The organism is Nocardia grenadensis, from assembly GCF_050942415.1.
Lineage (GTDB): Bacteria > Actinomycetota > Actinomycetes > Mycobacteriales > Mycobacteriaceae > Nocardia > Nocardia grenadensis.
The window spans coordinates 5,033,691-5,058,086 of the sequence record NZ_CP192054.1; the positions used below are offsets into that span (position 1 = coordinate 5,033,691).

Sequence of the window (24,396 nt, forward strand, 5' to 3'; positions counted from 1 at the left end):
GCGAGCCCGTATCGTCACGATCATGCGGTTCGGTGTGCTCGGTCCCTTGACGGTGTGGACAGACCAGGACGAGCCGGTCACGATCCCGGCCGGACAGGTGCGCACGGTGCTGGCCGTGCTCCTGATACATCGGGGGCGGTCGGTATCGACCGATCGCCTCATCGAGGCGCTGTGGCCGCGGCGGGTTCCGCGGGATGCGGCGGCGGCGCTGCAGGTCAAGATCTCGCAACTGCGCAGCGCGCTGGCCGCCGCCGAACCGCGTGCGCGGGCCCTCGTGGTGTCCGGGCCCGCGGGATACAGCCTGGACGTGACAGCCGATGCGGTGGACGCGGGCCGCTTCGAGGACTTGCTCGCCCACGTCGACCCGGACCTCCGGCAGCGCGCCGATACCATTACCACCGCGCTCGGGCTGTGGCGCGGCCCCGCGTTCACAGAGGTGGCCGATGCGGAGTTCGCGGAAGCCGAGATCGCCCGGCTGGACGAATTGCGACTGTCCGCGGTGGAATCCCGGGCCGAAGCGCTGCTCGAACTCGGCGAATACGCCGGGCTGGTCGGCGAGTTGGCGCCGTTGGTCGCCGAACATCCATTGCGCGAACGCTTGCGCGCGGCGCACCTGTGGGCGCTGTACCGGGCCGGACGGCAGAGTGACGCGCTGGCCGGGTTCACCGACCTGCGCACACGATTGCGCACCGAGCTCGGCGTGGATCCGAGTCCTGAGATCGTTGCCGTGCACCGGGCGATCCTCGCGCAGAACCCGCTGCTCACACCCCGGTCGGCCACCGCGACGAACCTGCCGGGCCAGCTCACCGACCTCATCGGCCGGGCCGAGGCAGCGCGCGATGTGCGGATGCTGGTCGGCGCGCATCGCTTGGTGACCCTCGTCGGGCCCGGTGGTGTCGGCAAGACGCGGCTGGCGATCGAGGCGACGCGCACGCTGCTCACCGAGCACCCTGACGGCGCGTGGTTCGTCGAGCTGGCCGGGATCGAGGCGACCTCCGCCGCGCGCGCGACCATCGTCGACACCGTGCACGCGGTGCTGGGCATCCGTGACGACGTCCGCTCCCCGGCCGGTCCGGTCGACCAGCTGATCAGCGCGTTGCGCGGCAAGCGGGTGCTGCTGGTCCTCGACAACTGCGAACACCTGGTGGCCGTTGTCGCCGAACTCACCGAGCGGCTCTTGCGCTCGGTCGCCGAACTACGCGTGCTGGCCACGAGCCGCGAACCACTCGGCGTCGCCGGGGAGGCCGTCTACCCGGTCGCCCCACTCGAGTTACCGCATTCTCCCGCGGATATCGGCCCCGACTCGCTCCCGAGATTCAGCGCGGTCCGCCTGTTCACCGCACGCGCGACGGCCGCGGCGCCCGGTTTCACCCTCGATGCGGGAAACGTCGCGGCCGTCGCCACCATCTGTCGCCGACTCGACGGGATTCCGCTGGCCCTCGAGCTGGCCGCCGCGCGAGTCCGGGCGCTCGGCGTACGGGAACTGGCGGCCCGGATGGATGATCGGTTCGACCTGCTGGTCGCCGGACACCGCGGCGGGCCGAGCCGCCAGCACACGCTGCGGGCGATGATCGACTGGAGCTGGGAACAGCTCTCCGAGCCGGAACAGGCTGTACTGCGCCGCCTTTCCGTACACGCCGACGGTTTCGGGCTGGCGGCGGCGGAGTACATCAGCGCGATCGGGGAACTCCCTCGCGGGCAGGTCCTCGATCTGCTCGCCCGGCTGGTGGACCGATCGCTCGTCACGATGATCGATACCGAGGACGGACCGCGCTACCGGCTGTTGGAATCGGTCGCGCTGTACTGCTCGGAGCGGCTGAGCGAAGCCGGTGAGACCGACCCGGTGCACGAGCTGCGCAACGCGTACTACGCGACGCTGGCCGAGCAGGCACGCGACCGGCTACGCGGCGTCGAGCAGCGCCAATGGCTCGCGGTACTGGATATCGAGTACGCGAACCTGCGTGTTTCCGTGGAGGATTCATCGCGTCGCGGGGATCATATCGTCGCGCTTCGGCTGGTGGACGCGACGGCCTGGTACTGGTTCCTGCGCGGCCGCATCGGCGAGGGTGTCCGGCTGCTCGACACGGCGCTGGCCACCTCCCGCGAGGCCGCGCCCGTACTGTGGGCCAGGGCCAACGGCTGGCGCTCGGCGTTGATGCTGCTCGGCGGCGGCGACGCGGACCGTTCGGGATTGGTGCCCACCGGGCTGGCCGGGTTCGACGAGGTGGACGATCCGGCGGGTCGCGCGTTCGCCGAATGGCTGCTCGCCGAGGTGCTGCTCGGCGGCGGCGACCAGGCGCTCAGCGATACGCTGGCGCAGCGCGCGCTCGCCGGATTCCGCGCGACCGAAAACCACTGGGGCATCGCCGCGGCCCTGAGCAGCGCCGCGCACCATGCCATGCTCCGCGGAGACCTCCCCGCCATGGCCCGCGATGCCGCCGAAAGTGCTCGGTTGTTCACCGAACTCGGCGATCGGTGGGGACAGCTGCGCGCCACCGAGCTGCTCGCCCGCCGCGCCGAGATCATCGGCGACTACCCCGAAGCCGCTCGCCTGTGCCGCGACGGTCTGTGCCGGGCCGAGGAGCTCGGGCTCTGGCCGCAGGTCGCCGACATGCTGTCCGGACTGGGCCGGCTCGCCCTGCTCGCGGGCGATCTGGACCAGGCACGCCGCCTCCACGAACGCGCGCTCGAACTGTCGGTGAGCCAGGGCCACGAGCTCGGCCGGGTCTTCGCCGAGGTGGGTCTCGGCATCGGCGCCCGGCGTGCGGGCCGCCTCGACGATGCCGAACGCCACACTCGCGCATCCCTGGACTGGAATCGCGAAGTCGGCTACGCGCCGGGCCTCGCCCACAGCCTCGCCGAACTCGGTTTCATCGCCGAACTGCGCGGCGATCCCGAACAAGCACGCGCGCTGCACGAAGAGGGGATCGCGGTGGCCCGGCGCACCGGTGACCCCCGCGCGATCGCCCTCGCACTGGAAGGACTCGCCGGAGCCGCCGCCCTGGCGGGGGATTTCGACCAGGCGAGGTCTCTGCTGGCGGACGCCACCGCGGCACGCGACGCCGCGGGAGCGCCACTGCCGGAAGAAGAACGCGCCGATGTGGACCGCATCGCGGCGGCGATCCGCGCGGCCGAGTGACCCGGGGTTGTGAGCGGTTCCGCGGCGCCGATGGTTTTCATGCGCGGCTGTGCGTGATGTGGGTGCGACACCGGTTCGAGCCCGGTGACGCATGCATCGGTCCAAGGGAGACGGCGGCCATGGTGGCCGAGCGGTCAGCTCACCGCGTCCTGGCGCCCAGCGCCTGTTTTACTCCCCGCTTGCGATAGCGGCAGGACTGGATAGCCCGCGAGCAGCGGGCCTTACCAGCCCCTCTGCCGAATCACCGGACCGAAACCGGACAAGAACAGACGAAAACGGACTCCGGATCCTTTGCCGAAATGTCGTCGCCGGAGGCTTACTTGAGATGTAGCGGTCGCCGTGAAGATCGGAAACCGTTGCAAGGTAAGGCTTCTCATTCGATCACGACTTGGAGTTCGACCATGGCAGCTGTTCTCACCTCCCTGACGCCTTCTTCCGGCCCGGCGACGACTTTCAATTCTGTGGTGATCGCCGGCTCCGGATTCAGTGGTGTCGGTCCCTTGACCGTGCGGTTCGGTACCAAAGCAACCACCTTCACCATCGACTCCGACACCCAGATCACCGCCATCTCCCCGACGGGGACGGGCACGGTGGACGTCACCGTCACCATCGAGCTGGACGGCACCAGCAACGCACTGCCCTACACCTACGTCTGACCGCCTCCATCGCGGTGCGGTCGGGGTGACGGCTGATCGAGATCCTCACCTCGGTGATGACTTCGAATTGCCGGTTGTGGCCGGCGGTACCGCGAGTGTGCTGCGCTCGCGGCCTGCCGGTCACCTTCGGCGGCCTCCAGAACCTCCTCGGTGTTCCGGCATAGGGGTTTTCGCCGGCGGTTCAATCCTCGTCGGCGTAAGCGGCGACGCTCGTCCACGGCCGATCGGCCCGCTCAGTGGCAACGACACCTACACCGCAGTGTCCGCGCGCCCGCACACACCTGCGCCGTGTACCGCACGATTCCGCCAACCAGATCACGGCCGTCGCGCCCGCGGGTGTGGCCGGGACGGTGCAGGTCACCGTCACCACCGGCGGCGGAACCAGCAATGCTCTGGGCTATGCCTATGTCGACGTCCCCACCTTGCTCACCGGTGCCCCGGACCTGGGACCCGAAGCCGGTGGCACAACGGTCGTGCTGACCGGAACAGATCTGACCGGAGCCACCGCGGTCGACTTCGGCGCCACACCGGCAGCATCGTTCACCGTCGATTCGAATACCCAGATCACGGCCGTCAGCCCGGCCGGGACCGGGCTGGCTGAGGTCACTGTCACCACACCGGGAGGAACCAGTAACAACGTCTTCTTCACCTACCTTCCGGTTCCGACCCTGACCTCCGTGGTTCCGGACAGCGGGCCCGAGATCGGTGGAGATTCGGTGACACTCACCGGGACGGACTTCGCCTACACCACCGAGGTGAGTTTCGGTACCGCACCGGCGGCGTTCACCGGTATCTCGGAAACGCTGACCGTCGCCACCAGTCCCGCTGGAACCGGGACGGTGCTGGTGACCGTCACCACGCCGGGCGGAACCAGCAACGGCGTCTCCTACACCTACGTGCCGGCTCCAGGAGTCTGACAATCGATTGATCGGGCCGCCGGTGAACTATCACCGGCGGCTCGGTGTGTGCCCGCATCTCACTCCTCGCCCGGCACGAAGACGCAATTCAGACACTGGCGGACCTACCCCACCTGCCACAATGACTCCCGGTCCGGACGTACACCCGGATCAGATGACACTGTTTCACTGGCAGGACACGGCAGAACCATCCTCAACGCCATTTCGGGACCAAATCGGGGATAAACTGGAGCTTGGTGAAGGCAAAAAGGTCAGGCCCGATACTGAACCGGGGTGTGTCCAGTTAACGGCTGATCTTGGTTGTCGATAACTGTCAGCTGGTGGGAGTCATGCGGCCTTCGAAAGCGATCTGGAAAGCATTCAGCGGGGCCTTCCAGCGCATGGTCCACCGTTTCCGGCCCCTGCCGGTCGGGTCGAGACTCATCAATGCCATGTAGACGCACTTCAGGGCGGCGGTCTCGTTGGGGAAGTGGCCGCGGGCGCGGACGGCTTTGCGGATGCGGGCGTGGACCGACTCGATCGCGTTCGTCGAGCAGATGACCTTGCGGATCTCGACGTCGAAGGCCAGGAACGGCACGAACTCGGCCCAGGCATCGGACCAGAGCTTCATGATCGCGGGATACTTGCGGCCCCAGGCCTCGGAGAACTCGAGGAACCGTTCACTGGCCGCGTCCTCGGTCGCCGCGGTGTAGACCGGCTTCAACGCTTTCGCGATCTTGTCCCAATCCTGGCGGCCGGCATAGCGGAAACTATTACGCAGCAGGTGAATTATGCAGGTTTGCACGACTGTTTTCGGCCAGACCGCCTCGACTGCCTCCGGCAGCCCTTTGAGACCGTCGCAGACGAGCATCAAGACGTCGCCGACGCCGCGGTTCTTCAGTTCGGTGAACACGTGCAGCCAGTACTTCGCACCCTCACCGCCATCACCGGCCCAGATCCCGAGGATGTCGCGGTGCCCTTCGACGGTGACGGCCATCGCCACGTAGATCGGCCGGTTCGCGACCTGCCCATCGCGGATTTTCACGTTGATAGCGTCCACGAACAGGACCGGATACACCTGGTCCAACGGCCGGTTCTGCCATTCGGCCATCCCGTCGATCACCTTGTCGGTAATGATCGAGATCGTTTGCCGCGACACCTCCGCACCGTAGACCTCGGCCAGATGCGCGCTGATCTCACCATGGGTCAGGCCCTTGGCCGACAGCGACAGCACCATCTCGTCCACCCCGGACAACCGGCGCTGGCGTTTGCGCACGATCTGCGGCTCGAACGTGCCGGCAGTGTCACGCGGCACCTTCACCTGCACGGGCCCGATGTCGGTGGTCACCGTCTTCGACCTCGTGCCGTTGCGGCTGTTACCACTGCTGCGTCCGACGGGGTCGTGCTTGTCATAGCCGAGGTGGTCGGTGACCTCGCCTTCGAGAGCGGATTCGAGCACCCGCTTGGTCAGCTGCTGCAGCAGACCACCCTCACCACTGAGCTGCAAACCGTCGGTGCGGGCCCGATCGACCAGCATCGCGATCAACTGCTCATCCGACACCTCCGCTGCGCCAGATGTGACGGCCTGCGCGGTCACCGTCTCGTCCTCGGCTGCCGTGTCACTCACTTGGCTTCTCTCCCTTGATCATTGAGATCCGCCGTTAAGTAGACACTCCCGACACCCGCGTCACCGCCGCGAACACCCACGATTCGGTGATGCTGCAACCGATGGTCGAGTCGATCCCGCGGATTCGGTCGGTCCGTGGCCCGCGTCGTGGCAAACCCGCCAAAACTGCGTGCCGACAAGGGCTACGACTATGACGTCCATCGCCGCTGGCTGCGTACTCGCGGGATAGTGCCTCGTATCGCCCGGCGTGGGATCGAGGACCCCACGAGGTTGGGCCGGCATCGGTGGAAGATCGAACGCACCATCGCGTGGTTGACCGGATACCGGCGATTGACAATCCGCTACGAACGCCACGGCCGTCTCTTCGCAGCATTTCTACAACTCGCCGCAGCTCTGACCTGCTACAAGAAACTCTCCACATAAGGCACCCTCTTAACGATCCGCACCTGAAACCACTTGAAATTCTCGCCGGCCGACCGAAGATGTTGTCATGAAAGGACCGAAGATGATCTTGAGGAAAATGACGGAGACGGAGTACGAGCAGGCTACTCGGCATCGTGAAGCCGAGGGCGCCCGTGAACTCTCCAAGTTCATGCCCGAGGAGGAGGCGTGGAACCGATCACGGCAAGGTACGGCCCACTTCTTGCCAGATGGCCGCGATACGCCGGGCCATCACCTCGTCGTTGCCGAAAACGAGTTCGGTGAGGTCGTGGGCAATGCGTGGATCGGGCCCGACCCGCAGGATACGACCGGCACAGCGGACTCCGCGTGGCTGTACGACATCAATGTGTTCGAACGCTTCCGCCGTCGAGGCTACGGGTCTGCGATTCTGGCCGCCGCAGAGGCTCTGGTCGCCGGCGAGCACCGCGCCAGGTTGGGGTTGAACGTGGTGGGCGACAATGAGGCGGCGATCGCGTTATACCGCCGCAACGGATACCGCGTTTCATCGATGCAACTGGACAAGCAGATTCGCCCTGAATAACTGCTGAGGCGAGTGCTACGCTGGATCTGACGGCCTGGATGCAAACGCTGGCCATGACCGGGCATCCCGCACGCCGATGGGAAGCAAAAACACTACGGACACGCTTATTCCGATCCCGGCACGGCTGGCTCGCCATGCCCGCCGACTCCATCTGCGGCTACCCGCTCACCACCGGTGGGCTGGCCTGGCTCTCACCGCGTTCACCCGTCTCGCGGCCCCCTGACCAGCACCGAACCGTCCCAGCAAAAGCCGAAAGGCACCCCTCCGGGCTCGTGGAACCCGGCAGACAACCCGCTGTCCGGGCAGCTCACACTGCCCGGACAGCAGAAACAAACACCTCCGACACCGACCGAACCGGTCACGATCACCCCGGCGACGGCAACGAGAACAGCCGCATCGTTCCGCTACGAGAACCGCGAAATATATCCGCCCGCAACGAATTACAGCGAGCATCGAGGAAAGCTCATCCGGACCGAACTGCACGGCCTCCCCGCCGCACTACCCCGAACGCACTCCACAACAGAGACTCGACCCTCGATGACCGGTCGTCAGAACGTCAAGTCAACCGGCGGCAATGCAGCATCCCCGACCACTGCGCCCGAGAAGCTCCGTTATGTCCGTGCAGATGACTGAGCAGGGAAAAAGGGCCATTCGACCGGCGACGCCCTTCGGCTCCACGAGCAGTGCCCTCCCGGCGGACACCTGACGCCGACGTCAAATCGACGATGAAAGCGCGGGGTAATCGGGGGGGCCGACTCGAGTCGGCGCCACGCCCGCGAAGCACCACCAGACGGCGGCGGCGTTCAGCCGGCCGGGAAGAGTTGATCGAGGTGGTAGCGCACGAGTTCGGTGGCGGTCTGGATGTTCTGCTGGCCGGCCAGCACGCTGGTTCCGAGGCCGTTGGCGAGAGCGACCAGCCGCGCGGCCTCCTGGTGTGGGTCGGCCCCGGCGGCGAGGTCTCCCTGGGCTGCGGCGCCGGGTGAGTGTGTCGGAGAGTTGCTGCCCGAGGCGGTCGATCCTGGCGGCAAATGGTGCGGCGGCCAGCTCCGGGTCGGTGAGCGTGCTGGCGGGACTGGGGCTGTTCACCGTGGCGAGCCTGGCCGGTGGGCTGGCCGGGACCGGGACGTGGCTGATCAGCGCGCGAACGGTACAGGGGCTGGGTGCGGCGGCGTTGGCGCGCCGGGATCGCCGCGGCTATCCCGGCCGGTCTACTGCGACTTTCCATCCTCGATCCCGCTATCGACGCGGCGAACCTCGATCGCGGAGACCGGGATCGAGACCGCCGCAGACGATCAGGATGATCCTGCCCAGCCGGATCGGGCAGTGAGCAAGTCGCCGAATTCCTCGGCGTAGGTGAGATGTCGGCGCAACCGATCCGCACTGTCGCGGGTTCGCTCACGGCACTGCCGAAGGAATTCCGTGGCCTGCGTGCGTTTTTCGCCGGTGGCCGCCGGATCGTCCAGTACCTCGAACGCGTCGAGGAGTTGTTTCATCTCCGCCAGGGTGAATCCGAGGGGTTTCATGCGCCGGATCACCAGCAGCCGTTCCACATCCGTGGTGGTGTAGAGGCGGAACCGCCGGCCGAACGCGCCGAAGGGATCACCAATCCGACTTCTTCATAGTGCCAGCGACCTCGTAGATCGACCGTAACCCGCGACCATGCCACCGGGGCGGCGCGCGTGTGGTGGCAGCGACTCCGGGATCCAGAACCACACCCCCACCGCCAGCGCCGATCCGAATACGGCCAGAACGAGAAACACTCCGCGCCACGGCAAAACCAGCAACAGCGCACCGCCGGCGAGCGGCGCCAGCACCGGCGCGGCGGCAGTGATGGCTCCCAGACGCGAAAACACATCCGCGATGTCATAATCGTCGAAGACATCGGCGACCACCGCGCGAGACACCACGATGCCCGCCGCCCCGGCCACGCCTTGATCGAACCGCGCCGCATCCAGGACCACCACCGTCGGCGCCAGCGCGCACACCACCGACAACACCGCAAACCCGAGCGCCCCCGACAGCAACACCGGCCGCCGACCGGACCCGTCACTCAGCGGCCCCAACACCAACTGGCCGGCTATCACCCCCACCAGGAAACCGGTGAGCGACACCTGAGCACCGGAAGTATCGGTCCCCAAAGAGCGAGCCAGCTCCGGCAGCGCGGGCACATACATATCGGTGGCCAACGGCGCCGCACCACTGAGACCGGCCAGTACCACCAGCAACCGACCCCGCCGCACCGGCAGCCTCGCCGTGGCAGCCGGTGCGCTCAGCGGTCACAGGGCCGGTACCGCACCGTCGCCACGCACCGGCGCGGCCGCTGGGACACCGGTGGCGAGCGTCGATTCGGCGACAGTGCGCAGCAGTCCGGCCGCGATCTCGATCACTGAGCGTTCGGCATCGGTCAGTGAGTCCCGCAGTGCGGCCGCCAACCATAGGTTCCCGTCGCGCACATGCTCCCGCAAGGCCTCATGCCCCGCCTCGGTGATGACGATGTCGTGCTGCCGGGCATCGACCGCGCTGCGCGCTCGACGGATCCGGCCGGACCCGTCGAGCTCGTTCAACACCCGAGTCAACGACTGAACCTGCATCCCCTCGATCGCCGCGAGCTTCGACGCCGTCAACGGACCACTGTGCGCAAGGTTCGCCAGCACCGACGCCCCCAAACGCGTCAACGGCCTATCACCGCCGGGCTGTTCGGCCCGCAACCGCGACGAAAACCGCGAAACCGCCCACCGCACCGATTCCGCCAACACTATGTCAGCCGCCCTGAACTCAACCTCAGATGCCATCTTTACCAAGCTAAAGCTTTATAAATAGCCATGTCAATGTGATAACTACCAGAAAGCGCTACGCAAAGGCTTTATTTAATCGAGTCGCGAGACTTGACCGGGACCGGGATGTTCACCTGCTGTTCATTTGGCTCCTGACATAGATGGCTGTCAATATCGATTCATGTCTAAACCGCAGTTGCCGGTGATCCCGGTCTCGGCATGTGACCCAGCACCCCGGGTGCGCCGGCCCCTGACACCGGATGCGGCGGCCGGGTTGGCCTCGGCGTTCAAGGCGCTCTCGGACCCGGTCCGGTTGCGGCTGCTCAGCTCCATCGCCTCGCGGGCCGGGATGGAAGCGTGCGTGTGTGACCTGTCCGAGGGCATCGACCTGACCCAGCCGACCATTTCCCACCACCTGAAGGTGCTGCGTTCTGCCGGGTTGTTGACCAGCGAACGCCGCGCTTCCTGGGTGTACTACCGGGTCGTTCCGCAGGCCTTGCAGCAACTCTCCGAGGCGCTGCTGATGGAGAGCGGCGAGACCGCCCGGGTGAACGCATGAGCGCCACCGGCATCGAGCACGGCGTGGTCGGCAAGCTGTCCACACTCGATCGTTTCCTGCCGATCTGGATCGGAGTCGCCATGGCGGCCGGGTTGGTGCTGGGCCGGGCGATCCCCTCCCTTGGCCAGGCGCTGGCCGCAGTGGAACTCGACGGGATCTCGCTGCCGATCGCGATCGGGCTGCTGATCATGATGTACCCGGTGCTGGCCAAGGTCCGCTACGACCGCCTCGACACCGTCACCGGCGACCGCCGGCTCCTCGTCGGATCGCTCGTGTTGAACTGGCTGCTCGGCCCGGCGCTGATGTTCGCGCTGGCCTGGCTACTACTCCCCGACCTGCCCGAATACCGCACCGGGTTGATCATCGTCGGCCTGGCCCGCTGTATCGCGATGGTCATCATCTGGAACGACCTGGCCTGCGGGGACCGGGAAGCCGCCGCGGTGCTGGTCGCGTTGAACTCGATCTTCCAGGTAATCATGTTCGCGGTCCTGGGCTGGTTCTACCTCTCGGTGCTGCCCGGATGGCTCGGCCTCGAGCAAACCACGATCGAGACCTCCCCGTGGCAGATCGCGAAGTCGGTGCTGATCTTCCTAGGCATCCCGCTGCTCGCGGGCTATCTGACCCGCCGGTTCGGGGAACGCGCCAAGGTCCGCGACTGGTACGAAACGACCCTGATTCCGCGGATCGGGCCGTGGGCGCTCTACGGGCTGCTGTTCACCATCGTGGTGCTGTTCGCGCTGCAGGGCGAACGCATCACCTCCCAGCCCCTCGACGTAGTCCGGATCGCGGTGCCGCTGCTGGCGTATTTCGCGATCATGTGGGGTGGCGGCTTCCTGCTGGGCGCGGTCCTGGGCCTGGGCTACGAGCGCACGACCACGCTGGCGTTCACCGCGGCGGGCAACAACTTCGAACTCGCCATCGCAGTCGCGATCGCCACCTACGGCGCCACCTCCGGCCAAGCACTGGCCGGGGTCGTCGGCCCACTCATCGAGGTGCCGGTCCTGGTCGCCCTCGTCTACGTCTCCCTGGCGCTACGCAACCGCTTCCGCGACACCACTATCGTCCCGGTCGAGGCGGGTTCCCGGTGAGCACACCGTCGGCGTTGTTCGCGTGCGTCCGCAACAGCGGTAAATCCCAGATGGCCGCCGCCCTGATGCGCCGGGCGGCCGGGGATCGGGTGACGGTGTATTCGGCCGGCACCGACCCGGGCTCGGGATTGAACCCGCTCGCGGTGCAGGCCGTGGAAGAACTCGGCACCGATCTCGCCGGGGAGGCCCCGAAACCGGTCGATCCGCACCTCCTGACCGCGGTGGACCTGGTGGTGGTCCTCGGCCGGGAAGCCCGCCTCGATACCGCCGCCGATATCGAGGTCAGGACCTGGGACATCGATGAACCGTCGCTGCGCGGTATCGACGGGGTCGAGCGGATGCGGCTGGTCCGCGACGATATCGCCACCCACGTCGACGTCTTGCTGCCCGAACTGCTTCCCCCTGACCATCCTTTACCCCATACACCTCTCGAGCATCGGATCTTGTGATGACCGAATCCCCGATTCCCTTGACCGCGTTGCGTGCGGACCTGTCCATCGACCAGCACGTGGCGTTGAAACCGCGGCGACCCGGTGGCAGCGTGAGTTCGACGGCACCTTCGGTACAGAAACCATCGAGGCGTTCTTGCACTCCTCCTACGAACAGTTCGTCGGCCGCGCCACCATCGTGAACTTCCTGCCTCTGCTGGCCGAACGGTTCGCTCGCCAACGCCTGCACGCTTCGGCCAAGGTCGAAGGCCTCACCCACACCGGTACCCCGGCCGTACTGTTCCTGTACGCCCACAACGCCGGGCGCTCCAGATGGCACTCGGTCTGTTCACCCACCTCGCCGGCGAACACGCCATCGCCTGGTCCGGCGATAGCGAACCCGGTGAGCAGGTCAATCCTGCCGCGGTGGCGGCGATGGCCGAGTTCGGCATCGATGTCACCGGTGAATATCCGAAGCCGTGGACCGAGGAAATCCTGAAAGCCGCCGATGCCATCGTCACTATGGGCTGCGGCGATGCGTGCCCGGTGTATCCCAGCCGCCGGTATGAGGACTGGGATCTGCCCGACCCCGCTGGCCTCCATCCGGCCGATCCGCGCCGAGATCGAAACCCGAGTCCGTACCCTGCTCGCCGAACTCGGCGTCCCCACCGTCTGAAAGGCCCTTGTCGTGACCGATAAGCCGAGTGTGTTGTTCGTCTGCGTCCACAATGCCGGGCGCTCCCAGATGGCCGCTGGTTTCCTCGCCCACCTCGCAGGCGGTGCGATCGAGGTCCGCTCCGCGGGCAGCGCGCCCGCCGACCGTCTCAACCCCGCTGCGGTGCAGGCCATGGCCGAGGTCGGCATCGATATCACCACCGCGGCCCCGAAGATCCTCACAGCAGACGGCGTGGAGTCTTCGGATGTGGTGATCACCATGGGTTGCGGGGACACCTGCCCGGTGTTCCCCGGTATCAGCTACCGCGACTGGGACCTGGAAGACCCCGCCGGGAAAGGGGTCGAGGCCGTGCGCCCGATCCGTGACCAGATCCGTACGCGGGTGGAGGCGCTCATCGCCGAGCTGTTGCCCGCACACGCCTGAAAATCTCTCCCGCACAACATTATCGAGGAGCGTGATGGCTGGTGCCGAGCCCGCGCCGAGCGCCTGGAACCGAGCGGCTGCACGGTATCGCGCGGAGATCCTCGGCACCGGGGTGGTGATGCTGGCGCCGGTGGTGTGCTGGTGGTCGGTGTATTTGATCGGCCCCGGGCACGACACGGCTCGGGCAGGGGTCATCGCGGCCGTAACTATCACTGTCCTGGCCGTGGGCACCGGGGTGTTCCGGTGCCTGACCCGTGACCGAGGACCGGTGCACCATTTCGGTCACTGCCGGTATCGCTGCTCGTCGATACCGCCCGATCGGAAAACTACTGCGGCCAGATTATGCGAAACCGCGCGAAGCCACGGTCGACCGGCCAGGCCCCTACGACTTTCCCGGACGGGTTTCCTGGCCCGTGCGGCGTGGGTCGGAAGGGACGTTCGGCCCTGCCGCTCGAGGCGGGAGTGCGATCGAATGAAGCGCACAGGTCCGGAGTGGTTGTCGGTATCGGCTCGGGTGGAGGTATCGGGCACGGTGGGTGAGATGAAGTTTCTGGCCGGTATGCCGCGGTTCATGTTCTTCACCGGCAAGGGCGGGGTGGGCAAGACCTCGATCGCCTGCGCGGCGGCAGTGGGGTTGGTGCGGGCGGGGCGGCGGGTACTGCTGGTATCGACCGATCCGGCGTCGAACGTGGGACAGGTATCCGGCCTCACGGTCGGTAACACGGTGACCGCCATCGCGGATGTGCCGGGGTTGTGGGCGCTCGAGATCGACCCCGAACAGGCGGCGGCCGCGTATCGGGAACGGATCCTCGCACCGCTGCGGGGTATGCTGCCGGAGACCGATATCGCGTCGATGACCGAGCAGTTGTCGGGGTCGTGCACCACCGAGGTAGCCTCGTTCAACGAGTTCACCGCCCTGCTCACCGACGAAACCAGCGACTACGACCACGTGCTGTTCGACACCGCGCCCACCGGCCACACCATCCGGTTGTTGCAGTTGCCGGGCAGCTGGAGCGAATTCCTCACCGGCGGCGGCGACGCCAGCTGTTTGGGCCCGCTGTCGGGGCTGGACAAACAGAAAGCCGTCTATGCCGACGCGGTCGCCGCGCTGGCCGACCCGCACCGTACCCGCCTGGTGCTGGTGGCCCGCCCGTCACGCTCGACGCTGGCCGAGATCGCCCGCACCCGCACCGAACTGGCCACTGTCGGGCTGTCCGATCAGTACGTGGTGATCAACGGCGTACTACCCGAGACCGCTGATTCCAGGGACCCGCTCGTGGCCGCGACCCGCCGCCGTGAGCGCGCCGCGATCGAGGCCATGCCCGCCACCGTCCGGGAACTGCCCCGTGATCTGGTCGAACTGAAGGCCACCAATATCGTCGGTGTCGACGCCTTGACCACTCTGTTCGACCCGACCCCGCCCGTCACCGCCGCGACGACAGTCCCGCCGGCAGTGGCAGCGGTGGCCGATGCGCCGTTGGCCGCGCTGATCGAGCAGATCGAACACGACGGACCGTGCCTGATCATGTGCATGGGCAAAGGCGGGGTCGGCAAAACCACCGTGGCCGCAGCGGTCGCGGTAGCGCTGGCCCAACACGGCCACGAAGTACACCTGTCGACCACCGACCCCGCCGGCGACCTCACCGAAACCGTAGCGGGCAGCCTGGAACACCTGCGGGTCTCGCGCATCGACCCGGCCCGGGCCGTGGCCGACTACCGGGCTCGGGTCATGGCCGGTAAAGGCGCCGGCCTCGACGACGCCGGACGCGCTGCCCTCGCCGAAGACCTGCGCTCACCGTGTACCGACGAAATCGCGGTCTTCCAGGCGTTCTCACATATCGTCGCCGAATCCCGGCGCCGGTTCGTCGTCGTCGACACCGCACCCACCGGCCACACCCTGCTGCTGCTGGATGCCACCGGCTCCTACCATCGCGACATCGTGCGCCAGATGGCGCTCGGCACCCGGTTCATCACCCCACTGATGCGACTGCAGGACCCCGAAGCCACCAAAGTTCTGCTGGTCACCCTGCCCGAGACCACCCCCGTCCTCGAAGCCGCCGAGCTGCGCGACGATCTGGAACGCGCCGGTATCCATCCCTGGGCCTGGGTCATCGACAACAGCCTCGCCGCCGCAGCACCCACCGACCCGCTGCTACGCCGCCGTGCGACCGCCGAACTCGACCAGATCCAGCAGGTCACCACCCACACCGGCCGCTACGCGGTCATCCCCGCCCTCGCCGGCGAGCCTGTCGGCATCCCCGCCCTCGGCGCACTCGGTCGTACCTCCTCACCGGCGTGACCGCCAGGCCGCGGACAACCCTGGCAGGTGCACCCCAGGCTGCACTGTGGGCCGGTCACCTCATCTGCCGACCGCGCCACCCGCCCGGGTTTCCGGGCCAGGAACCAGGGCCGCAGCCAGCGCACCAGGGTCGACGTGATGGCCCTGGCCAGGCAGCGTTGTACGGGTCGGATCCGCGAGCGCGGCGGTGAGCAGGTCCGCGGCGGTAAGGAGGTAATCGGCGCTGGTGGTGCCGGTGATCACCGTGGTCGGCGCGGTGATCGCGGCGTAGCGACTTACGTCGGGGTCCACACCGGCCAGTACCCGCAGCGTCGTGGCCAGGGTCGGAGCCTGGGCGACCTTGTGCCACCACAACGGATCGGCGCGCAGCGCGGCCAACTCGGCCGGGGAGAACCCACCCGATACCGCGGAGGCGTCCAGGATCAGGCGCTCGTAGTCCCCGTCCGCGATCGCCGCATCCACCGTCGCGAGATCCGGGATCGGGTAGGTGACCGGTAACGGTGGCTCATAGACCGCCAGCCGTGGCACCCGATCCGGTGCGCGCAGCGCGGTTTCCAAGGCCAGGACCGCACCGAAGGAGTAACCGAACACCACCTCGACCTGCCCGACCGCGTCGATCACCGCGGTGATATCGGCGGCCTCGTGCGCGATATCCGGGGCCGAGCGCGGGTCCCCGGAGCTACCGTGGCCGCGACAGTTCACTGCCACGACCGTGTAGTGCTCGCCGAGGCGACCGGCCAGCGGCAACATGCTCACCGCGCTACCCAAACCACCGTGCACCGCCACCAGCACCGGGCCCGCGCCTCGGACCAGATAGGTGATCGGCGTAACGTCGGCGGAGATCACGCGACCACCCCGAACCAGCCCCTGCAGGGCTGTGTCCATCGGTGCGGTGGTCATCGCGCAGGCTCCCGGCGGTGTGCCGCCGCCAGCCGTAGGCGCCGGGCCAGATAGGCCGCGTCCCGTCCGACCCCGCGCAGCGAGTTCGACGACGGGGTGCGCTGCCACTCCAACCCCAGGAAACCCAACCCTGGATGGGTCAGCGACAGGCCCTGGCGCTGCCGCGGAATCCCCGTCTCGGCCAGGGCCCCCGTTCCGGTGAGATAAGGCAGGTGCGGCCGGTAACCGGTGGCGAAGATGACCGCATCCACCGGAGTGCGGGTGCCGTCCGGCCACACCACACCCTCTGGCACGAATGCGGTGAATATTTCCCGCCGTGGCGGCTTCCCGGCCGCCAGCGCGGCGCGGTAACGGCCTTTATCGAACACCGGCTGCGTCGGCGCATCCTGCACGATCCGGCCCAGCGGGGCAGCGTCGAAACCGGTGACGGCGAACCAGAAATGCACGTCCCGGCCCAGCGGGCGCTGCGGCACGAACTTCACCGGCGCCCGACTGGCCAGCACGACCTGCGCGTGTTCGGCGAGTTCGGCGGCGATCTGCACCGCGGAGTTCCCGGCACCCGCCACAACCACCTGCTGGCCGGCGAACTCGGCCGGGGTGCGGTATTCGCCGGCGTGCAGGACCCGGCCGGCGAACTCGTCCCGGCCGGGAAGCGCCGGCAGGAAGGGGGAACCGAACGACCCCGTCGCGGCGATCACCCGGGGCGCGGTGAACACCGCGCCCGGTCCGGTGTTGATCGTGAAACCCTCACTGCCGAAGGGCGTTACGGACTCGACGGGAGTGCTGGTGTGGATCTCGGTGTCCAGGCCGGCGGCGTAGGAGCGCAGATAGTCGATCACTTCGTCGCGGTGCGGATACCGGTCCGGGTCACCGGGGAATCTGCGTCCGGGCAGGGTGCTGTAGCGGGCGGGTGAGAACAGGGTCAGGCTGTCGTAATAGTGGGGCCAGGACCCGGTCGCCTCTCCGGTGGCTTCCAGGATTGCGGTGTTCAGGCCTTGGCCGGTGAGGTGGTGGGCGGCGGCAAGGCCGGATTGGCCGCCGCCGATGACCACCGCGTCGTATGCGTATTCGCTTGTCACAATAGTTCTTTCTTGGTGATTGCGGTGAGAGGGGCGATCGCTGCGGCGAGGGCGGCGATCACGCCGAGGACGAGGTAGGCGTTGGCGTAGCTGCCGGTCCAGGCCGACAGCACCGTGCCCGCCCACGGGGCCAGCGCGGACACGATCACCACCGGCGCCGACAACAACCCGTTCAGGCGCCCGTAATGGGTGGTGCCCCACCGGTCGGTGATCGCGGTGGCCTGGATCAGCGTGAAGACCCCGCGCACCAGCCCGGCTCCGATCGCCACCGCGATCAACACCACCACTGCCGACACCAGGCCCAGCAGGGCCGTCGATACGGCGAGGGCGGCCAGGACCAGCACGGTGCGGGTAGTGGCACCGGTGTAGCGGGATAGCGGCAGATACCCCACCCGGCCCAACACCTGCCCGGCGCCACCGAGCCCGAGAGCAGTCGCGGCCAGGCCGGCACTGAAACCCTGTTCCCGCAGCAGCTCGACCAGGTTGAAGATGCCGGCGAAGCTCGCGAACGCCGCCAAACACATTGTCACGACCAGCGCCGCGAAACGCGGGCTGCGTGCGATCCCGCTGTGGTCGGCGTGGGCGGCCTCGGCGGGGGCCGGTGGATCCGGCCATATCGCCCGCAACCCGAACCAGTGCACCGGGACCGTCAGCACCGTGAGCACAGCCGCGAGAACGATATAGGTGGCACGCCACTCGGTATGCGCATCCAGGGCGGCGGTAACCGGCGCGAACACCGTGGACGCCAGGCCACCGGCCAGGGTCAGGATCATCAGCGCGGTCACGCTCTGCGGCCCCCACCAGCGGGTCAACGCCGCGAACGCCGGCGGATACAACACCGCACCCATCGCCACCCCCGCTGCCAGCCACCCGAGGTAGAACACGGCCAGGTTCGGCGCGGCCGCGATCGCGACCAGCGCCGAGACACCGAGAACCGATCCCGCGGTCATCACCCGCCGCGGGCCCGTCCGGTCGATGACCACGCCGACCGGGATCCCGGTGAGCGCGGCCGCGAGCTGACCGATCGAGAACGCCGCGGTGATCGTCGGCGTCGACCAGCCGGTGTCGGCGGTGATCGAGGCCGATAGCACTGGGAACGCGTAATACAGGATCCCCCAACTCGATATCTGGGTCAGGCACAGCACCGCCAGCACCCGGCGCCGCCCCGCCCGCGGCAATCCGTCCACCGCTGCCGCGGGCGCGGTCTCCACATCGGTCACCCCGAAACCCGGGCTTCTACTTGGTGGCGGCCGGGGCGCAGCATGCCACCGTCGACCCCTTTTCCGATTCCGGCTCGGGTGTGGAATCGCCGGTGCCGCAGCACGCCTGCACCGCCTCCCCGTCCTCCTTCCCGGCGAACTTCGGTTCGGTACCGAAGTGCTCGGTATCGGCCAGCACGGTATAGACCTCCCACCGCTCGGAGTCGGGTCCGGTCACCCACACCTTGTCCTGCGTGGCGAAGCAACACGTCGTCGCGATCTGCTCCTCGGTGAACAACCCCGCCTCCGACAACCGCGCGATCTCGGCATGCACCTTCTCCGAGGACTCCACCTCCACACCCAGATGGTTCACACTGCCGCCCTGACCAGGGTTCTCGATCAACACCAGCTTCAGCGGCGGCTCGGCAACCGCGAAGTTCGCATAACCGGGCTTGCGTTTGGCCGGCGGCACGCCGAACAGCGCCGAGTAGAACTCGACGGCCTGCTCCAGATCGTCGACGTTGAGTGCGAGCTGAACACGTGACATCATGATCACCACCTGTGTGACATATATCGAAAGATTGACAGCGGCCAGTCTGCCACCTTTTCGACATAAGTCAACATCGTGAGTAGGATGGATTTCATGCCCAAAGCGCTACCCGTCATCGACATGACCACCCCGCTGTGCTGCCCGCCGGTCGCGGCCGGCCCGGTCGACGACGAGGCCGCCCTGCACGTCGCGCTCCGGCTCAAAGCTCTGGCCGACCCGGTCCGGGTCAAACTGATGTCACTGCTGCTGGCAAGCCCTGAGGACGGCCGCAACGGCGGGGAACTCGCCGACGCGGTCGGGCTGTCGGAATCGACGGTCAGTCACCACCTCGGCCAGCTCCGCAAGGCCGGGCTCGTGAACTCCGAACGTCAGGGCATGAGCGTCATCCACCGCGTCCACCGCGACGCGCTGGCAGCACTCTGCGTGGTCCTCGACCCCAACTGCTGCCGGTAATAACTACCGCACGCAAGCAAACAACCCGCCTCTGTCTCTCGTTTCCCGCACTTCTCACACTGGCTCGTTCGGCCGCTGTGGGCGGGGTCGATGGTGCCGACGAATGCTGCTGCGGCGCCGCCCAGCTGGGGCAGCAGAATTTGGTAGTCGGTGTAGCTGAAGTGTTCGCCGTCGGGCAGGTGGACTTGGCAGAGCGGGCCGCAGCGGTAGCCGCGGAACTGTTGCCAGGATGCGTCGGTGTCGAGACTGTGGTCGCCGGCGCTCATCAGCAGGAACGGCCGGTCCAGGCCTTCGTCGGCGGCGCGGCCGAAGTCGCGGGCGGATTGGGAGTAAGCCATGCTGCCGTCGAGATCGGCGCCCGCGCTGATGCGCTGGTCGGCGAGCATGGTCTCGGCGGTGGTGAATCCGCCACCGGAGTGACCGAACATGCCGATGCTGGACAGACCCTTTGAGGGACGATTTCCTGGTCGAGGTCTTCGCCCAGCACAACCCCGTGTATCTCGGAGCCGAGGTCAATTTCCTCGACTGGTCCGGCTGCGACGAATACGCCTACAACCTCGCCCAAGCCGACGTGCAGGACTTCTACATGGGCGACCACATCTTCGCCCAGTGGGACCGCGGCAAGGTCGAACTGTTCGACCTGCTGAAGGTGGACCACTCCCGCAAGAAGACCTACGTCATCCACACCAAGAAGGGATTCGCGGCAGCCACACGGGATGCCTGTTCGCAGATCAAGCTGTCCGCCGATGTGATCCGGCAGGACCTGCGCAACGGCCGAAAGATCCTGACCGACTACTACCTGCGGTGGCGTGACAACGACCGGAACGGCAGGGTGGGCGAAGCCGAATTCCTCAGCTGGTTCGACTACGAACTCGTGTTCGTCGTCCTCTGTTCCACCGCACAGAAATTCGTACCGGCCGACTTCACCAACAAAACCCTGCACTCCCATATCGCACGCCAGGAGATCCTGGCGACGAGACGGCATATGGGCAGCGCATTTCGACTCGCCCATACGAGGTCGACCCGGTAGGAGAGACCCACCGACAATGGCTGCACCGGTCCGCCGAGATCGGAAGTCCAGCGGACTGTCCAACATCACCCAGCAGGCCAACGTAGAGGGCCGCCACCTCGCGCTGTTCCCCGGCCGCGCCGACTGGGACGCCGCCCGCCGCGCAGCCGGTATGTCCACCACCGGCCACGAGGACATGCACGGCGGCGAACTGGAAACCTCCCTGCTCCTGTACGCCCGCCCCGACCTGGTCCGTGACAGCTACCGGACAGGCGATCACGAAGCGAGCGACCGCCCGCACCTCCTGGTCACCGGCATGACCGAATACACCGACAACGGGATCATCCGGCCGCCCGTCCCTGGCCGACGCGACGAAGGGCAAAGCGGCGCTGGAAAGCCTCGCCCAGTCCTTCGCGGGCCACCTGGCTACGCTCGGCAGGTAACGGAGATTCTCGCCTGAACTCGGCCGACGAATGAACCACAGAGCATTGACCCGGTTTGTTCGAGGCGCATCCGATCGGGGTCACCGAGGCGCGTCACGGCCTCCGGATCGGAGCCAGCCGCAACAATTCATAGGCTCGAAGTAGGCATCGTCAGCGTCGCCGCACTGACGTCGAGGTCACGTCTCTAGTCATCGGCTGCGACGGTCAGTCGAAGGGTGCGGCTTGCCGTGTCAATGGTGACGATCTCGTGGAATTCGGTGTGGATGAACCCGTAGTCGTTGACCGCCGAGTCCCCCAGCCAGGGCAGGAGCATGATGCTCGTCGCGGCGCGTGCCGGGATGAACACCTCCCGTTCGATAACCCGACGAAGCGCGTCCGGGACGACTCCACACCGGTCGACCCATCGGGTCACCAGCGCCACCACGGACTCGGCTGACACAGGTGTATAGGACTCAGGGGTGATCCTCTCGATCCAGTACGGGCCGTGACATACGCCTACCGGATCCACTCCGCCGCCGATGTAGTCGTCGCGGAAGTACTCGTTGCCGATCAGCGCGGCCAGCAGATCGTGGTCGGGACCGACGGATGCGGTGATCGTGAACCGCTTGATATCGATCCACTGCCGCATGGGGTTTCCCCCGTCTTCGAAGTCGAAGTCCCGGAAATTGATGAAGGAAGACCTCTCGTATTCCAGGTTCGCCGATGTCTGCACGCGCTCATCCTTGTCTGACAGTAGGGGCGATCAGGCTACTGACCCGGGATATGCCAGCGTTTGATGGGCACTCCGGGAACGTCGTTGAAGTCCAGTGTCGGCCCGCCGGATTTGCTGAACGGACGATACGTCACCGTCGATTTGGGGTCACCGGAGACCTCCCAGACCTCGATATTGCCCTTGGGAGTGGACTTCACTTGTGGCGGACCGAGTTTCTCGGTCAGTTCGGTGCGTGCGGCATCGACCTCCTTCTGGGAAACCATCTGCACGCCGGTCGCGTCCTCGGTGCCGATCAAGGTTCCGGACTCGTCGGTCACGACGTCCTTGACGGCCTGCGATTTCTCCTCGGTGGTCTTGGCCACAGACGTCGATCCGTCGTCTCTGCCTTCGCTGGGGTTGGCGTCGTCGTCGAGATTGACGCGCAGCGCAATGATTCCGGCCAGGGCCGCGGAGATGGGGTTGAGGTCGGGCAGGGCATCGAATTCCTTCACGACACCGACCGCGGTCGCGGCGACAGCCGTCACGCCCAGCAGCCGGTAAAGGCGGCTGGCCTGGTAGAGGCCGCGGATGGTGTTCACAGTGGCCGTGACGGTGCCGGCGATACCCGCGGTGCCGGCGGCGAGGCTGCCACCGAAACTCAGCCATGAGGCAGCGACCGCGGCGGCGGCTATGACACCGATCTGGATCAGCAGCGTGTTGACCTCACCGGTGATCTCGTTGCTGACATCGACGGTGGCGGTGCGGTAGTTCGCCACCGGCGCGGCCATCAACTGTGTGGTGGACGAAAGCTGTTCTGCCGCCGATTTCAGGGTGCCGAAGTGATCGGAGATCAGCTGCGCGGTGCGCTGCTCATCCATACCGGCGAGCATGTCCGCTATACCGGCGATCCGGGACGCGGCACCGGTGACGGCCTCGTGGCCGGCGAACGTCGACCACACGGTCCCCGCCGTGGCGAGTTTGTCGATCTCGCCGTTGGGCAGCTTGCCGAACTGCGCGGCGATCGTGCTCGACAGCTGGCCGAAGAACTCCTCGACCCCGCCGTCGTGGCGCAGCCCGTCGCCGTTGTCTGCGACCGAGGTCGGAACCTGTACCGAATGGATCATCACCTCCCCCACTGGCGGGCGAGGCGGTTTACTCTTGTCCGGGTACCAGTGGTTGTAGCCGACCGCGTACAGGACGTATCCGAAGTTCTCCAGCGCGTCCGCCAGATTCGTGCACGTCTGCAAGGTGGCCAGGGCATGGGCATCGTACGCCTCGCCCCACTGTTTACATCCAGGAGCGTCACCGGCCATCCCGGCACAGTCGCCCTTTAGCGCGTCGTGCACCGGTTTGTCCGCGACCCGGAGTTCCCCGGCCAGGGTATGGCACTGTTTGGCGGCTTCGTAATAGGTTTCCCAGTTCACCCACACCGGCGGTTCACCCGCCTCCGAGCATCCGGCGATTGACTTCGATCCCACGCAGGTACCCGTCGTGCGCAGCGCGGGTGGCATCGCTGATGTCGGCCAAACCTGTCGCGAACTCCCGAGCTCCGACCGACCACAACGCATGCGCATCCCGGTACGCAGCGGCGGCGAGCGCCTCCCAGTTTCCGTCCAGGCTCGCCACCTTGTCATCGATCAGATCCAGCTGCTCGGTCAGATGACCCGCCAGATTCGCCAGCCGGATGATCAACTGGTCGAGACGCTCGAGATCGACCGCGAACTCCGGGTTCACAGGTTCAAACTCGAAAACTGTTGTGAGGTACCGCCATCGGTGCCCTCGTAGGCATCGGACTGCACCCCCAACTCCTCCGCCATCCCATCCAGCGCCTGCAGAATCTTCAGTCCGCCGTCGCGCAGCTCGGTCCAGCCACCGGAAAACTCGTCCGACGCGTCACCGCGCCACCCATCCGCGAGTAGCGCATCGACCTCCGTGCCGGCGGAATCCAACCCCGCGCGAAGGTTCCGGGCGATATCTGCAACGAATCGACCGACCGCCCGCACTTCCTCGGGCACAACCTGGATCTCACCGGACGGATTCGGATTTCCCCCTGAATCGACCATGCCCGCGAAATTACCAGAATCGGTCTCGACACTCAGGGCACGTGACGGACTCTTCCGGGAGGTACAGCACTGATTGATACTGCTGCCGATGCCATCACCGTTCTTCGCCTGTCAATATGTCCGCGCTTGGCCTGTACGCATCGCCGCCGGCCGCCGAACGGGCCGCGAGGCGCAACTCGTCTTTACACAATCGGCACTACTTGGGTGACACATAGCGGGAGAGTGCATCGTCGAAAGGAGCCGCTGGACCCGGCCCGGTGACGACCACACTGACAAGAAAAGTGCCCTCACACCGGGATTTCGGTGTGAGGGTCAGTGTCGTCGAAAAGTATCGTAAAACCAGTCAAATCGGGCATACCGAACGGATATAACCCCTGGTGGAGCTAAGGGGACTCGAACCCCTGACCCCCACACTGCCAGTGTGGTGCGCTACCAGCTGCGCCATAGCCCCGGATATCTGCC

The 24,396-nt window shown here is 66.7% G+C and carries 26 protein-coding genes, 1 tRNA gene and 2 pseudogenes; 15 read left to right on the forward strand and 14 right to left on the reverse strand.

The window, feature by feature from the left end:
• Positions 1–22: 22 nt before the first annotated feature.
• The 3 genes from ACQPYS_RS23105 to ACQPYS_RS23115 all read left to right on the forward strand — a co-directional run bounded on the left by ACQPYS_RS23105 (position 23) and on the right by ACQPYS_RS23115 (position 4,712).
• Positions 23–3,139 carry a BTAD domain-containing putative transcriptional regulator gene (locus ACQPYS_RS23105; protein WP_433490814.1) on the forward strand — a complete coding sequence of 1,039 codons (3,117 nt, stop codon included), beginning with the start codon at positions 23–25 and terminating at the stop codon, positions 3,137–3,139.
• Between the two features lie 401 nt (positions 3,140–3,540).
• Positions 3,541–3,795 carry an IPT/TIG domain-containing protein gene (locus ACQPYS_RS23110; protein ID WP_431939982.1) on the forward strand — a complete coding sequence of 85 codons (255 nt, stop codon included), beginning with the start codon at positions 3,541–3,543 and terminating at the stop codon, positions 3,793–3,795.
• A gap of 236 nt (positions 3,796–4,031) precedes the next feature.
• Positions 4,032–4,712, forward strand: a complete 681-nt coding sequence (locus tag ACQPYS_RS23115) for an IPT/TIG domain-containing protein (RefSeq protein WP_433490815.1) — start codon at positions 4,032–4,034, stop codon at positions 4,710–4,712.
• Positions 4,713–5,025: 313 nt separating this feature from the next.
• On the opposite strand, the gene ACQPYS_RS23120 is transcribed toward ACQPYS_RS23115, so the two are convergent.
• On the reverse strand, positions 5,026–6,228 hold the full coding sequence (locus tag ACQPYS_RS23120; RefSeq protein ID WP_433493109.1) for an IS256 family transposase: 1,203 nt from the start codon (positions 6,226–6,228) through the stop codon (positions 5,026–5,028).
• A 149-nt stretch (positions 6,229–6,377) separates the two neighbouring features.
• Between ACQPYS_RS23120 and ACQPYS_RS23125 the strand changes: the two are divergent.
• Together ACQPYS_RS23125 and ACQPYS_RS23130 are read left to right on the forward strand one after the other, a co-directional pair.
• A pseudogene (locus ACQPYS_RS23125) lies at positions 6,378–6,741 on the forward strand (transposase); the annotation flags it as partial.
• A 67-nt stretch (positions 6,742–6,808) separates the two neighbouring features.
• Positions 6,809–7,300 carry a GNAT family N-acetyltransferase gene (locus ACQPYS_RS23130; protein WP_433490816.1) on the forward strand — a complete coding sequence of 164 codons (492 nt, stop codon included), beginning with the start codon at positions 6,809–6,811 and terminating at the stop codon, positions 7,298–7,300.
• Between the two features lie 803 nt (positions 7,301–8,103).
• Here ACQPYS_RS23130 and ACQPYS_RS23135 read toward each other — a convergent pair.
• The 4 genes from ACQPYS_RS23135 to ACQPYS_RS23150 all read right to left on the reverse strand — a co-directional run bounded on the left by ACQPYS_RS23135 (position 8,104) and on the right by ACQPYS_RS23150 (position 10,092).
• On the reverse strand, positions 8,104–8,328 hold the full coding sequence (locus ACQPYS_RS23135) for a TetR family transcriptional regulator C-terminal domain-containing protein (RefSeq protein WP_433490817.1): 225 nt from the start codon (positions 8,326–8,328) through the stop codon (positions 8,104–8,106).
• A 264-nt stretch (positions 8,329–8,592) separates the two neighbouring features.
• Positions 8,593–8,850 carry a MerR family DNA-binding protein gene (locus ACQPYS_RS23140; RefSeq protein ID WP_431939986.1) on the reverse strand — a complete coding sequence of 86 codons (258 nt, stop codon included), beginning with the start codon at positions 8,848–8,850 and terminating at the stop codon, positions 8,593–8,595.
• A 66-nt stretch (positions 8,851–8,916) separates the two neighbouring features.
• On the reverse strand, positions 8,917–9,540 hold the full coding sequence (locus ACQPYS_RS23145; RefSeq protein ID WP_433490818.1) for an MFS transporter: 624 nt from the start codon (positions 9,538–9,540) through the stop codon (positions 8,917–8,919).
• Positions 9,541–9,576: 36 nt separating this feature from the next.
• Positions 9,577–10,092, reverse strand: a complete 516-nt coding sequence (locus ACQPYS_RS23150) for a MarR family winged helix-turn-helix transcriptional regulator (protein ID WP_433490819.1) — start codon at positions 10,090–10,092, stop codon at positions 9,577–9,579.
• Between the two features lie 163 nt (positions 10,093–10,255).
• Between ACQPYS_RS23150 and ACQPYS_RS23155 the strand changes: the two genes are divergently transcribed.
• From ACQPYS_RS23155 to arsA, 6 genes and pseudogenes are all read left to right on the forward strand, one after another.
• Positions 10,256–10,633 (forward strand): ArsR/SmtB family transcription factor, encoded by a 378-nt coding sequence (locus ACQPYS_RS23155; RefSeq protein WP_433490820.1) that lies wholly within the window; start codon positions 10,256–10,258, stop codon positions 10,631–10,633.
• Entirely contained in the window at positions 10,630–11,721 is a 1,092-nt protein-coding gene (gene arsB, locus ACQPYS_RS23160) for an ACR3 family arsenite efflux transporter (protein ID WP_433490821.1), read from the forward strand. Before ACQPYS_RS23155 ends, arsB begins: the two co-directional genes overlap by 4 nt.
• Positions 11,718–12,170 carry a low molecular weight phosphatase family protein gene (locus ACQPYS_RS23165; protein WP_433490822.1) on the forward strand — a complete coding sequence of 151 codons (453 nt, stop codon included), beginning with the start codon at positions 11,718–11,720 and terminating at the stop codon, positions 12,168–12,170. Before arsB ends, ACQPYS_RS23165 begins: the two co-directional genes overlap by 4 nt.
• Positions 12,170–12,825, forward strand: a pseudogene (locus ACQPYS_RS23170) (arsenate reductase ArsC). The gene ACQPYS_RS23165 and the pseudogene ACQPYS_RS23170 overlap by 1 nt, the downstream one beginning before the upstream one ends.
• A 12-nt stretch (positions 12,826–12,837) precedes the next feature.
• Positions 12,838–13,248: an arsenate reductase ArsC gene (locus ACQPYS_RS23175; protein ID WP_433490823.1), complete on the forward strand. Its 411-nt coding sequence runs from the start codon at positions 12,838–12,840 to the stop codon at positions 13,246–13,248.
• A 541-nt stretch (positions 13,249–13,789) separates the two neighbouring features.
• Positions 13,790–15,547: an arsenical pump-driving ATPase gene (gene arsA, locus ACQPYS_RS23180; RefSeq protein ID WP_433493110.1), complete on the forward strand. Its 1,758-nt coding sequence runs from the start codon at positions 13,790–13,792 to the stop codon at positions 15,545–15,547.
• A 60-nt stretch (positions 15,548–15,607) separates the two neighbouring features.
• On the opposite strand, the gene ACQPYS_RS23185 is transcribed toward arsA, so the two are convergent.
• Genes ACQPYS_RS23185 through ACQPYS_RS23200 form a run of 4 tightly spaced genes read right to left on the reverse strand, consistent with a single transcriptional unit; the run spans position 15,608 to position 19,272 of the window.
• Positions 15,608–16,447 (reverse strand): alpha/beta fold hydrolase, encoded by an 840-nt coding sequence (locus tag ACQPYS_RS23185; protein WP_433490824.1) that lies wholly within the window; start codon positions 16,445–16,447, stop codon positions 15,608–15,610.
• Positions 16,444–17,526, reverse strand: coding sequence for a flavin-containing monooxygenase (locus ACQPYS_RS23190; RefSeq protein WP_433490825.1), 1,083 nt, complete (start codon positions 17,524–17,526; stop codon positions 16,444–16,446). The genes ACQPYS_RS23185 and ACQPYS_RS23190 overlap by 4 nt, the downstream gene beginning before the upstream one ends.
• Positions 17,523–18,746 carry an MFS transporter gene (locus ACQPYS_RS23195; protein WP_431939994.1) on the reverse strand — a complete coding sequence of 408 codons (1,224 nt, stop codon included), beginning with the start codon at positions 18,744–18,746 and terminating at the stop codon, positions 17,523–17,525. Before ACQPYS_RS23195 ends, ACQPYS_RS23190 begins: the two co-directional genes overlap by 4 nt.
• 16 nt (positions 18,747–18,762) lie before the next feature.
• Positions 18,763–19,272 (reverse strand): ArsI/CadI family heavy metal resistance metalloenzyme, encoded by a 510-nt coding sequence (locus ACQPYS_RS23200; RefSeq protein ID WP_433493111.1) that lies wholly within the window; start codon positions 19,270–19,272, stop codon positions 18,763–18,765.
• A gap of 96 nt (positions 19,273–19,368) precedes the next feature.
• On the opposite strand from ACQPYS_RS23200, the gene ACQPYS_RS23205 reads away from it, so the two are divergent.
• The 4 genes from ACQPYS_RS23205 (at position 19,369) to ACQPYS_RS23220 (ending at position 21,197) form a co-directional block, all read left to right on the forward strand.
• Entirely contained in the window at positions 19,369–19,728 is a 360-nt protein-coding gene (locus ACQPYS_RS23205; protein WP_431939995.1) for an Rv2640c family ArsR-like transcriptional regulator, read from the forward strand.
• Positions 19,729–19,805: 77 nt separating this feature from the next.
• Positions 19,806–20,180, forward strand: coding sequence for a hypothetical protein (locus ACQPYS_RS23210; protein ID WP_433490826.1), 375 nt, complete (start codon positions 19,806–19,808; stop codon positions 20,178–20,180).
• Positions 20,177–20,758, forward strand: coding sequence for a hypothetical protein (locus tag ACQPYS_RS23215; protein ID WP_433490827.1), 582 nt, complete (start codon positions 20,177–20,179; stop codon positions 20,756–20,758). Before ACQPYS_RS23210 ends, ACQPYS_RS23215 begins: the two co-directional genes overlap by 4 nt.
• Positions 20,759–20,774: 16 nt before the next feature.
• The gene (locus ACQPYS_RS23220; protein ID WP_433490828.1) at positions 20,775–21,197 is read left to right on the forward strand and encodes a creatininase family protein; all 423 of its coding nucleotides are present in this window, start codon (positions 20,775–20,777) and stop codon (positions 21,195–21,197) included.
• A 167-nt stretch (positions 21,198–21,364) separates the two neighbouring features.
• On the opposite strand, the gene ACQPYS_RS23225 is transcribed toward ACQPYS_RS23220, so the two are convergent.
• From ACQPYS_RS23225 to ACQPYS_RS23245, 5 genes are all read right to left on the reverse strand, one after another.
• The gene (locus tag ACQPYS_RS23225; RefSeq protein ID WP_433490829.1) at positions 21,365–21,892 is read right to left on the reverse strand and encodes a hypothetical protein; all 528 of its coding nucleotides are present in this window, start codon (positions 21,890–21,892) and stop codon (positions 21,365–21,367) included.
• A gap of 35 nt (positions 21,893–21,927) precedes the next feature.
• Entirely contained in the window at positions 21,928–23,349 is a 1,422-nt protein-coding gene (locus ACQPYS_RS23230) for a hypothetical protein (RefSeq protein WP_433490830.1), read from the reverse strand.
• Positions 23,309–23,605, reverse strand: a complete 297-nt coding sequence (locus ACQPYS_RS23235) for a WXG100 family type VII secretion target (protein WP_433490831.1) — start codon at positions 23,603–23,605, stop codon at positions 23,309–23,311. Before ACQPYS_RS23235 ends, ACQPYS_RS23230 begins: the two co-directional genes overlap by 41 nt.
• Positions 23,602–23,934 carry a WXG100 family type VII secretion target gene (locus ACQPYS_RS23240; RefSeq protein ID WP_433490832.1) on the reverse strand — a complete coding sequence of 111 codons (333 nt, stop codon included), beginning with the start codon at positions 23,932–23,934 and terminating at the stop codon, positions 23,602–23,604. The genes ACQPYS_RS23235 and ACQPYS_RS23240 overlap by 4 nt, the downstream gene beginning before the upstream one ends.
• 375 nt (positions 23,935–24,309) lie before the next feature.
• Positions 24,310–24,385 (reverse strand) — tRNA-Ala (locus tag ACQPYS_RS23245).
• Between the last annotated feature and the right edge of the window lie 11 nt (positions 24,386–24,396).